Raw genomic sequence first — 11142 nt, 5'->3', positions numbered from 1 at the left:
GCAATTCTATTTTTCAAGGATGACATCTTTTCCTCCCGAAGTCATGGATGAATTATTACACTAGTATGAACAAGTAAACCTAGCTACTTCCGCATTTGTATTTCGACTCTCCTTTAGCCTAACATATCTAACTTTACCTAATTATAGAAAAATATTGATATTTAAACAAGATATTCCCCCAAGTTTATGAGCTGGTCTTCGAGAAAATCATTGAAGCTAAATTGCCCGTTAGCGCAATAAAACAGCCGATCTATTAACCGGCTGCTGTCTTTCTTATTCAAGCTATAGTGCCCGTTAGGCTACTGAAAATCGGTGCCCGTTTCTTACATTTCATAATGTGGTGTATCCTCTGTGTCATAAGTAGAGAGACTTGGAGTCCCGCCTGGGTACCTCCAGTGCATGCAGTATAAAATCTTCAGGGAATTTAATCCCGATTGTGTTTTCTACATCTTGGATGGCTCCTTTGCTTGGTCGTGCGGAGGTAACTTCCCAGGTTAATTCACTCATTTCTAACTCACTCCTCGTAAATTGCAATGTTCTTTGACGCTTTCCTTAGTGAAGATTCCTCCCTACTTATGATACGGTTCGCCGTATCCTTTCAAAGGCGAAAAAGAGCCCGCGCATATACTTATACGCAGACTCTTCTGTATAATGGCTGCCTGGGGACCTGTCCCAACTGCCGCGCATTTCGTCTTCCGTACCATTATACCCTTGTAACGGATCGTTATATTTTCAAAACCAACTTTCCAACCGTGTTCTTCCCTTCCAAGAGAGAAAGCGCTCCTGCTGCGTTTTCCAGAGGATACACGCCATGAATTTCCGCATGGATCTCTCCTCTTGCCAGCATACTTAAAGCTTCCCGAGCCGCTTTCCCAGTCTCCTTAGGATTACTGTCGCTATATCCCCCTAAGGTAAAGCCCGCGATCTGATGGTTGGAAAACCAGATTTGATTAAAAGAATGAATAACATCTTCTTCCCCGCTCGCGTTCCCTACGACAACCAGCTGTCCCAGCGGTCGAAGCACCTCTAAACTTTGTTTGCGCATATTCCCCCCCACCGGGTCAAATACGGCATGAACGCCTTTGTGTCCGGTTGCCTGATGGGTTTGCCCTACAAAATCGGTTCGAATGAATAACTCATCGTATCCGAAGGATGCCGCCTGCTTCATTTTCTCGGCACTTCCGACGGTTCCTAATACTTTGCCGGCACCAAGGCGTTTGGCCATTTGCCCTATAAAGCTGCCCAGACCGCCAACCGCCCCGTGGACCAGTATATTGTCACCTTTTCTCATTCTATACACGTCTTTAATAGCCAGATAAGCGGTAGTCAAATTTACTATGGAGGCTGCCGCAGTCGCCAAGTCAAGGTCCGCCCCCAGTTGATCTAACGGTACCGTAAGGTCAGGCCGCACGTTCGCCATGGATGCAAAGCCACTAAGATCATGCAACGTCATCGAGGCAACCGGTTGCCCCACGTAGAAGCCTTCAACTCCTTCCCCGATGGCGCGTACATACCCTGACACCTCCAAACCTGGCGTTAAGGGCAGAGGAAAAGCAGAAAGGAACTCCCCACGGCTTAGCAATACTTCGAAAAAACCTACTCCCGCATAAGCAACGTCGATGGTAAGCATGCCTGGAGCCGGTTGCAGGTCCGGCTTCTCGCATAGCGCCAAGGCCGCAGGTCCTTCGGGTCGGTCCATAATGATAGCTTTCATATTTGTAGCCTCCTTCAGTGGTGGATAAATCCATTATAGGGTCCCACCAAGGAAGCATCCTGTTTGCAGTTATACAGGTATCCGGACTAATAGGCTTCATTTCTGGATATCGGCTAGTCTCCGTTCCGTATCCGTACCTGCAACGGGAGTGAATATGCAGCAATGAAGATTGGCGTTGCCGTTAATATTCGAAAAAGAGGTTAATTCAAAAAACAGCCTCCCAGCGGCGGGATGTTCCAATGTGTAAGGGATGGATTTCTTCTGCTGTACATCGTGCAGCCGCCAAAATGCTTGAAACTCCTCGCTTTCTTCGCAGAGCTGATTTGTGAGCTTATCAAACCAGGGATCGCCAATTTCCTGGTCATAAGACGAACGAAAACGCCCAGCCGTATATTTAGCGAATTCATCCCAGTTCACCAACCGCTTGCGCAGCTGAGGATCGGAAAATAGGATCCATGTCATCACCCTTTTATCCGTAGGAACTCCACGGAAATCAATAATGATTTCGGTTGCCAGCCGATTGTAAGCAAGCACTTCGGTTCGATGGTTGGTAATGATAGCCGGGCAGTTCAGTTGATCGATAATCCCCTGAATACCTTCATACACTTCCTCGGATTTCGGACTTAATTCTCTTTCTCCAGCGTAATTAGCCAGACCAAGCAAGTGCATATATTCTTCCGAAGACAGTTGTAGGGCTCTGGCGACGCTTATGATAACTTCCTTAGAAACGGTAACGACCCTTCCTTGCTCCAGCCAGGTATACCAAGTGAGACTCACACCCGCAAGATGCGCGACCTCCTCTCTGCGCAATCCCGGCGTTCGCCTTCTTCCTAAACGGCCGACAACGTCGGAAGGATCCGGTTTCATCCGTTCGCGACGGGTTTTCAGAAAGTCCCCAAGTATTTTACTTTTAACATTGGTTATAGACATCCAGCGTGACCTCCCCTCATCGCAACTTTCGACCCCTTATTTATCCATATATGTTAACTACTATACCAGTTTAAATGATGATTTTGTACGGCAATCATGATCAACAGCTTTAACATTGTCCTCGTCCAACCGAAACCAAAAGTTGCATGGCTCCGAAAATACGGAACTTCTGTAACCTCCTTCATCTTGATAAGCTAAGATCAATAACAAGAAGGAGTGATAATGATGAAAATTTCGGTAATGGGTACTGGTAATATGGGTAAAGCCTTGGTGAAACAATTGAGCATATTCGGCGATCATTCTGTCCTATGGGGTTCGCGGGATCCGCTAGAAGCACAGCAGCTTGTGACGCAGCTCCAACTTTCAAACGTAATTGCTGGCACATATGAAGCAGCGCAGCAAGCCGATATCATTATCCCTGCTTTCCATGCCTCTGTACTGAAAGAATGGGCAGCGGCTCACCAAGATCAGCTTAAAGGTAAAATCATTGTTGATATTTCCAATCCGTTTAACAGTGATTTCAGCGGATTTACAACCGCCTGGGGGGAATCTTCCGCCGAACAACTTCAGGCCTTACTGCCGGAATCGACGGTTATCGGGGCATTCAAGAACACCTTCTTCAAGGTCGTCGATGAGCCTAATTTCCAAGGTCGAGTAAGCGACGTACTGGTCACAGGCAACGATGACCATGCTGTTCAACAATTTATGGAGTACGTTAAGCCCCTTCCGTTTCGATTCCTGCATGCAGGCAAGCTGGACAACAATCGAACAATCGAACGCTTCACGCTGCTGGAATTGGAACTTGCTCTTCGATATAATACGTACCCCTATATTTCCCTGCAACTATTCGGCATCAAGGAACCCATCGCGGTAAACTAACTAATGAGTCCCTTTATGCGCCGGCCTTTCGATTGATTCATGCTGGCCACATGAATAGACCGATGAGCGTCCGGGTGATTTAAGGGTCTATGCACCAGACGATCGGAATACATTTGCGAGACGAGTGCTTCCGGCAAGACCGTAACTCCCGAACCGTTCCCCACATAACCGAGGATGACTTCACTGAAGCCAACCTCGGTTTTGATTTGCATGGGTCTGTTAAGACTTGCAAACATTTGGGTCAATGTAGCCCGAATCGTACACCCTTCGTTATAGAGGACGAGAGGCTGACCGCTTAACTCCTTCAGCGAGATATCTTGCTGACCGGAAAGCGGATGATCCTTAGGCATGACGACATAGAAAGCTTCTTTCCGAAGCTCCTCGGACCATACCGATGGATGCATGGAGAAGCGCTCGGCGACGATTAAGTCGACCTCGCCCTCAATCAACAGCTTATATACGTCTTTCGTCGAATGCCGATAAATGATTTCCACTTCGTGGCCCTGATCGTGCAGCTTGGGAAGCGCGGACACCAAGTACGTTGTGGCGATATCCGGAACAGTTGCGATTTTGACACGGCTCCATATTCGAAAGGGTTTCAGCTTATCGTCTAAAAGGGACAACTGATCCAGCAATGATTTCGAGGACTCATATACGATCCTTCCGGCATCCGTCAGTTCAACGCCTTGAGAGGAACGAACAAAAAGCTGAACATCGAAATGCTTCTCTAAACTTCTCAACTGCTTGCTCAAAGCTGTATGTGTGATGTGCAAAGCTTCACTTGCCTTAGCAATACTTCTCCTATGAGCCGTTTCTATGAAACCAACCAAAAACTCGGTATTCATACACATCCCCCTGTTAATGGATTCGATAAATCAGGCTTTCATACGGTTGAATTCGCCAGTCAGGCGGATGCTTATCCCCCGGATTGAAATACCCGGACCGGTATACGACCTCTCTAGCCGCTCCGGCGATTCTTTCTGCGATACTCTTCTCCTCAAACCTGAGAACAAGCGGAGCCTCTGAGAAGCTTACAATGACGAGAAACTCCTCATCCTTGCTTTTCCTGATGTAGGACAACACTTTATCTTCTTCGTTCTCGATAAAGATGAGCTCTCCATCCCAGAATGCAGCGTGTTCCGTTCGCAATCGAATCAAAAATCGATAATGATCAAATAGGTCTTGATCGAATGGAGTCCATTCCAACCGGTATTCATCAAACAGCGATTGCCAAGTGTTGAACGTTCTCTCGTTGAATTCCTGTCCCATCATAATGAAAGGAACGCCCTCAACGGTTAATAACAGGGTAGCCGCAGGCTTAGCTAACCGGGGTCCAAGATACTCGACGACCCTTGACTGCTCCTTCTCTTCGAGCCATCTCATTCTTAACGAGCCTCTCGGAAAACTGTATGTATACGAATGATAAATCTCCATTACGCCCTTCTGCGATAAGGCTCCCTCGGCCACATCCTTGATTATTGATCTCAGACTTCCATCATAAGTCAAATCGCAGGAGTCCACATGGTGATATTCGTCATAGGCCTGCGAAATAAGAACAACATCCCGTCCTTCCCGTTTGAGTTCATCCCTGATTTCGGTTAAAAAATCGGATGGCGTAATATCCGAGTCATCCAATCGAAAACCATCGAATTGAAACTCGGTTAGCCAATAGCTCATCGCTTTTTTGATATAACGTCTTAGGTCCGGATGATCAAAATTCAGCCCCGCGAAATACGCCCTGTTCGGAACTTCATAATAGACCTCATTGTTCTCATTCCGCGTAAAATATTCGGGATGCGACTCCGTCAAGATATGGTCAACGCTTCCCCGGTTCATGACCCAATCCATGATGACCCGAATGCCATTGGCATGCGCTTCGTTAATCATAGCTTTTAATTCCTCAGCCGTTCCGAAGGCTGGATCGATGGAGTAATAATCTTTTACGGCGTAAGGATCGCCATATTTACCAATCCTCTTTTGCATTCCGACCTGTTGAAAAGGCATCAGCCACAGCACGTTCACTCCAAGCTGCTTAAAGTAACCGATCTTCTGCGCAAGCCCAGTAAAGCCGTTCTCATGGAATGCCCTGAGATGAAGCTCGTAAATGACCGCTTTTCTGATCCACTCCGGACTGTCGATGGCCGTATAGTTTTCGTATATAAATCCGGGATTTTGTGCGGAGATGGCGGTTGTTCTTATGATAACCTCTCCGTTTTCCGTCACGGTCATCGCTGAGTTATTCTGTCCATCTTCAGAAATATTCGGATTTTGCGGATCCACGATCCACTGCACGCCATTAACTACAAACTTATACAAATGCCTGCCTTTCGAAATCCTTCGTTCCAGCTCCCAGCAGTGCTCTCCCGTTTGTTGCATGAAATCGGCTTGGTGGTTCCAGCTATTAAAGGTTCCCGCCACCGCAACGCTGTTAACGTGATCTTGACCGATATAAACGAACTTTACTCCTTTAGCTCCCTTTACTGGCATGAATCTGCGCAACCCCTCTCCTACGCCATTACCAAACTGGCCCATTCACTCATAAAAAAAGGCCCAACCCCTGAATACAGCGAGGTTGAACCCTTCGGTTACATTGCCTTTAATTTAGTTTCTAAATTACTCATTAATTTAGTTTCTAAATTACTCATTAACTTAGTTTCTAAATTACTTGGAAAGCACCCTCTTGTCAATACCTTCCAGGTAAATCCGACGGTTCCATGTCCTCCTTTATTTGCCGCTTAATATATTGACACGATATATATCGGTCTGATATATTTAAGTCAATGTTTTCAAAAATTTTCCACAAAACAAGGAGGACAGTTTTGAACAGTCAGGATGTTATTTTAGGCATGCTTATGAAAGAAGCATTGACCGGATACCAAATCAAGCAGTTATTGGAGGATGTGTTCTCTAATTTCTTTAGTTCTAGCTATGGGACGATTTATCCCACACTTGCTCGAATGGAAAAGGAGGGATTGATCTCGAAGGAAAATGTGCTCCAGGACGGTAAACCTAACAAAAATCTTTTAACTATAACCCCTAAAGGTAGAGATTGTTTTAACGCTTATTTATTAGCCCCTCTAGAAAGAGACGGTATCAGGAAATCCGATTTTATGATGAGGCTTTATTTTGGTGAATTCGTTGGGTATAGCAAAGTGATTATTTGGTTGAAACAAGCCCAAGAGGAATCACAAAAAAAGTTAGATCAATTACTTGAGCAGTATTCGCTTTATAAAAATGAAATGCATCCAGCACAGATCATCTGCATTCAAATTGGGATAGAAGAATATAAGGCTAAACTTACAACCATCTCCGAGGGGATCGTTAACCTTGAGAAGTTAATGCAAGAACAGGACAGAACGTAGAGATGTAACTCTCTCAAGAATTTAAGGAGGAATGTTATGAAAACCATTTTTATTACGGGAGCTTCATCTGGCATTGGTAAAGCTACAGTCAAACATTTTGCTGAAAGAGGATGGAACGTTGTAGCCACTATGCGCTCACCTGAACTGGAAACTGAATTAATCTCATTAGACAATGTGATGGTGCTTGGGCTCGATGTTGAGAAAGAAGATACTATTCAACCCGCCTTAGCGGAAGCTGTTAAACGGTTTGGCAGAATTGATGTACTCCTTAATAATGCCGGGTATGGAACAATGGGTCTTATAGAAGCAGCTACGGAAGAGCAGATCAGAAGACAGTTTGAAGTGAATGTTTTTGGTCTAATCAGAATGACTAAAGCTATGCTGCCACACTTTAGATCCAATCAGGGAGGACTATTGATCAATATCTCTTCTATGGGCGGGAAAGTGACCTTTCCTACGATGTCTCTGTATCATTCATCCAAATTTGCTGTGGAGGGTTTTACCGAGTCGGTATTTTATGAATTAGCATCACAAAACATCAAAGTAAAATTGATTGAACCCGGTGCTATAAAAACGGACTTTGGAGGAAGATCGATGGAGTTCTTTTTCAATGATGCATTAACAGACTATAAACCATTTACTACTGCATTTCGGAGTAAATTGGGTGAGATGGAGAAGCACCCTTCATATGCCTCACCTCCGGAAATTGTTGCTGAATCCATCTATCAAGCGGCCACGGACGGTACAAGTCAATTCCGGTATGTAGTAGGGGAAGATGCAAAGATGCTCATTCATATGAAAGAAAATACAGATGAAGTCGAATATTTAATGAATATAGCCCAGCACTTTTCTTGAAACAGCATAAAATGGGCTGTCGTCATTGAACCACACGATCAACATGTATAGGAGGTGTGTTCAAATCAATGAACGGGTACCTTTTATCCGCTTCAGTCCTCGCATTTGTAGTTGGACTTGTCCACACAGTACTAGGTGAGATCCTGATATTTCGAAAAATGAGGCGTGATGGTTTCATACCGACCGATGGCGGAAACGTGTTGAGAGAATCTAACGTGCGCATTCTTTGGGCCAGCTGGCATGTGCTGACTGTCTTTGGGTGGGGCATGGCCATCCTTCTGTTATGGCTTGCCCAACAGTCATTGGTCAGTGGTACATTCAGAGTACTTGAATACACCGTGGCAGCCTCCATGCTTGTTGGGGCGGTTTTGATCTTGATTGGTACAAAGGCGAAGCATCCTGGGTGGGTCGGTCTATTGGGGGTAGCTGTACTTGTATGGTTCGGGGGTACTCACTAGCTATAATTTCTCTGACCTTACTACTTGAAGATTGAGGCTGGCCGTCCATGTTGAATGAATCGGGGGAAACGTAGTGAAATACTATTATTTCTGGGTTGCGCTTGTCTTGCTTTTGTTGGACCAGATTACGAAGAAAATCGTCTCTGGCGGTATGGAGGTAGGCGATCAAATTTCAGTGATCGGCGAGTTTTTCAAAATTCATCTGTACAAGAACAACGGAGCGGCATTCAGTATACTCCCCAACCAGCGGCTGTTATTCATTGTAATTACGACCGCCGCCGTAATCGGCATCCTATGGTACATCCGGAGGAACCGGAGTTCGGGCCGACCTCTGCTTATGGTAGCGCTGGGGTTGATCCTCGGCGGGGCGATCGGAAACCTGGTCGACCGGGCGCTGTACGGGGAGGTTGTCGACTTCTTCAAACTAACGTTCGGCAACTATATCTTCCCGATCTTCAACATTGCCGACATCGGAATCACGATCGGTGTCGTCCTCATCCTGCTCGATACGATACTAGACGTGAAAAATCAAGGAGCCAAAGCTCCAGGGAACGGAGACATGCGGCTCGACTGATTACGCCCGCGGCCAAGCGCCAGTCGCGATTCCGCTCCGATTCCACCAGCGTAAAGACGGCTGCCGTTCTGGCAGCCGTCTCAATGTTTATAAGCTAACGTTCTCCCAGTTAATGTGTTTTCAAAAACCTATCCTGTCTTACTCTTGCTAGCTTTATTAATATTTTCTTTGATCAGATCGTAGATATCCAACTTCCATACCTGATTTTCTTTTTGTAGCCCTAAAGCCAAGGAATGTGTCGTTGTTTCTATACTAACCGTAATAAGCACCGTAACCTTATTCTCCTCAGCTGTACTCTCATCCACTCTTATAGAATCATAATATCTATAATGTACTGCTGTTTCAGAATCATATATCATAGCATACTCAAAATAATCTTTCCGAAATTTATCTTGTTCAGGTAGTTGCCCTCCATTATAAGTAATTTCATATATCAAATCTGGGTCGCCCTATTGATAGACAGTAAAGATATACCAGTACCATGTCCTCAGGGGTAAAATTGTAAAGGTTGTGCAGGCTCTTCTCAGCTGTAAATCGAGTAAAGGCCTCCTGTTTATCTAGAGACAGTTGGTTCAGATAAGAGAACTTTTCAATGGATTCCTTATCAGGAGTCGTGTTTGTTCCATTATTGGAAAGCTCTTTTTCTTGGTCCTTATTTTGGACTTCCATGGTGGTTTCGGGCCTCGAGGTCTTATCTGTGTTGTCACTTCTGCATGCTGACACAAGGGACATTATAGCTAACACTAATACAACCAATCCCAGTTGCTTCACCATCTATCACTCCTCTTTATAAGGGATTAGCTTTCCTAGCCTAATAAGACCCCCTCCTATACCATAGTAATAGGTTCTTTAAACTGCCTAGTCTGGAAACTGACGTTGCCCAGCTCCTCGGCTACTTTTACATAACCTGCAAAGCTTCAACTTACCGGCGGAGCTGGCTGACGTGGTAATCCGGATCTTCGACTATTACGGACAGAACGCAACGATCTCGAAACCGCGATCAGGGAGAATATGGCCTACAACGCGACACTGTCGCATCGGCACGGCGGGAAAAAGCTATAAAAAAAGAAGAGGTTCCCCTCTTCTTAGCGTCCACGCCTTTTAATCCGAACGTCTGGTCCCCAGCCTCCATTGACGTCTTGCATTTCCTGCTCGCTTAACTCTTCTTGAATGTCATCTATCTCAAGTTCAGCGGGAGCTTGTTCATCGTTTTTTTGATCTTCGGACATTACTGGATGCACCTCCAAATGTAATAAGAATATTTTATCATTATTCGATTTGAACAATGAATACCCCAATTAGGTGAGGCGAGCGTTGATGTCCTGCTGGGATGAGCTGAACAAGATGTGTGCGGTGCCGCCCCTCCTTGATCCGTCGCAGCGTCTCGTGTTTGGCGGCGGCGAGCCAGGCTTTATTCCTACATTTGCCGCTCAAGGGCTTTAATCGCTGCAAAATGCATGCCTTCGTGATACAAACAAAAACTAAGACACTCCTTAACGGAGGATAATTCAAGACCGGCCGAAGTCACAAACGGTTGCTCGAGATTGTCTTCTAGCCTGCGCTCCAAGATTTGCTCAATCCGATCGACTTGCTTCGATAGCAAAAGAGCGATTTCATCCAATCTAGGTACCTGCGGTCCCCAATTTTCCGGCTTAGTCCCTGGAGCAAACCATTCCGCGAACTGCTTAGGCAACTCCATCTTCTCATTCGTTAACGCAAATGAGAACTTCTCATGAACAAGAAGAATATGCCCCAGATTCCACAATATATTGTTATTGAATCCTCTTGGTACGGTGCGTGCTGCTTCCTCGCTCATCCCGTGTATCTGTTTTAATGTTTGACCTCGAACAAATCGCAATTGTTTGAACAGGTAATTAACCATTTCTCATTCTCCCTTTTGGAAATATGATGGTTGAACGACGCATAATGATGACCATATTTTAACATATTCCCTGATTGGCGAGTACCGGCTTATTGGGCTGTAAGGAACAATTCGATGATTCGTTGTAGGATGAGCCAATTCGTATGTGTTCACACCGTATTCGAACGGGCGGCGTTCACTTGATATGGTTTTGCGCTTCGGGCTTCAGAACATCATTGCCCTCGATGATTAGATTCCTTAATCCTTTCAATGAGTCGATCTCTTGCCTGAGGATACTGCTCATCGCCTTCAGGTCGTCGGAACCATCCGTGAAATCGACATCGAGGTACTGAGCTAGAACCTTCGTACTTTCTATTTTGATGTTGTACATATGATCGCTCATGACGATCAAGCCTGCTTGAACACTCCCACCACCTAAAGAGGTGGGGGATTCTTGGATTGTCAAACCTATCGGTTTGAAGTTGTCCTGCTGGTGCAGAACCCCAAGA

General features: G+C 45.5%; 13 protein-coding genes. 4 read left to right on the top strand and 9 right to left on the bottom strand.

From position 1 onward, the window contains the following. Positions 1-724 precede the first annotated feature (724 nt). Together FHS18_RS33850 and FHS18_RS33845 are read right to left on the bottom strand one after the other, a co-directional pair. Entirely contained in the window at positions 725-1714 is a 990-nt protein-coding gene (locus tag FHS18_RS33850) for a quinone oxidoreductase family protein (protein WP_183604791.1), read from the bottom strand. 96 nt (positions 1715-1810) lie between these two features. Further along, a complete protein-coding gene (locus tag FHS18_RS33845; RefSeq protein WP_183604790.1) occupies positions 1811-2644 on the bottom strand; it encodes a helix-turn-helix transcriptional regulator in 834 nt (277 codons plus the stop codon). Between the two features lie 222 nt (positions 2645-2866). Between FHS18_RS33845 and FHS18_RS33840 the strand changes: the two genes are divergently transcribed. Further along, the gene (locus tag FHS18_RS33840; protein WP_221401569.1) at positions 2867-3523 is read left to right on the top strand and encodes an NADPH-dependent F420 reductase; all 657 of its coding nucleotides are present in this window, start codon (positions 2867-2869) and stop codon (positions 3521-3523) included. On the opposite strand, the gene FHS18_RS33835 is transcribed toward FHS18_RS33840, so the two are convergent. Then, positions 3520-4368 carry a LysR family transcriptional regulator gene (locus tag FHS18_RS33835; RefSeq protein WP_183604789.1) on the bottom strand — a complete coding sequence of 283 codons (849 nt, stop codon included), beginning with the start codon at positions 4366-4368 and terminating at the stop codon, positions 3520-3522. The two genes, FHS18_RS33840 and FHS18_RS33835, sit on opposite strands and share 4 nt — an antisense overlap. 13 nt (positions 4369-4381) lie before the next feature. Then, positions 4382-6010: an alpha-amylase family glycosyl hydrolase gene (locus FHS18_RS33830; protein ID WP_246428070.1), complete on the bottom strand. Its 1629-nt coding sequence runs from the start codon at positions 6008-6010 to the stop codon at positions 4382-4384. A gap of 332 nt (positions 6011-6342) precedes the next feature. Between FHS18_RS33830 and FHS18_RS33825 the strand changes: the two genes are divergently transcribed. From FHS18_RS33825 to lspA, 3 genes are all read left to right on the top strand, one after another. Beyond that, complete coding sequence (locus FHS18_RS33825; RefSeq protein WP_183604787.1) at positions 6343-6885, top strand: PadR family transcriptional regulator; 543 nt, start codon at positions 6343-6345, stop codon at positions 6883-6885. Between the two features lie 36 nt (positions 6886-6921). Next, the gene (locus tag FHS18_RS33820) at positions 6922-7740 is read left to right on the top strand and encodes an SDR family oxidoreductase (RefSeq protein WP_183604786.1); all 819 of its coding nucleotides are present in this window, start codon (positions 6922-6924) and stop codon (positions 7738-7740) included. A gap of 531 nt (positions 7741-8271) precedes the next feature. Further along, positions 8272-8772, top strand: coding sequence for a signal peptidase II (lspA, locus tag FHS18_RS33815; protein WP_183604785.1), 501 nt, complete (start codon positions 8272-8274; stop codon positions 8770-8772). A gap of 128 nt (positions 8773-8900) precedes the next feature. Here lspA and FHS18_RS33810 read toward each other — a convergent pair whose 3' ends face one another. From FHS18_RS33810 to FHS18_RS33790, 5 genes are all read right to left on the bottom strand, one after another. After that, positions 8901-9209 (bottom strand): hypothetical protein, encoded by a 309-nt coding sequence (locus tag FHS18_RS33810; protein WP_183604784.1) that lies wholly within the window; start codon positions 9207-9209, stop codon positions 8901-8903. After that, a complete protein-coding gene (locus FHS18_RS33805) occupies positions 9199-9546 on the bottom strand; it encodes a hypothetical protein (RefSeq protein WP_183604783.1) in 348 nt (115 codons plus the stop codon). The genes FHS18_RS33810 and FHS18_RS33805 overlap by 11 nt, the downstream gene beginning before the upstream one ends. Positions 9547-9857: 311 nt before the next feature. Next, entirely contained in the window at positions 9858-10001 is a 144-nt protein-coding gene (locus FHS18_RS33800; protein WP_183604782.1) for a class IIb bacteriocin, lactobin A/cerein 7B family, read from the bottom strand. A 188-nt stretch (positions 10002-10189) separates the two neighbouring features. Then, positions 10190-10654, bottom strand: coding sequence for a DinB family protein (locus FHS18_RS33795; RefSeq protein WP_183604781.1), 465 nt, complete (start codon positions 10652-10654; stop codon positions 10190-10192). Positions 10655-10829: 175 nt separating this feature from the next. Beyond that, positions 10830-11142: hypothetical protein (locus FHS18_RS33790; protein WP_183604780.1), on the bottom strand; the 313-nt coding region annotated here is incomplete at its 5' end.

The organism is Paenibacillus phyllosphaerae, assembly GCF_014192105.1.
GTDB lineage: Bacteria > Bacillota > Bacilli > Paenibacillales > Paenibacillaceae > Paenibacillus_Z > Paenibacillus_Z phyllosphaerae.
The sequence above is the reverse complement of the archived record's forward strand: the minus strand, read 5'-3'. Positions and strand labels throughout refer to the sequence as shown.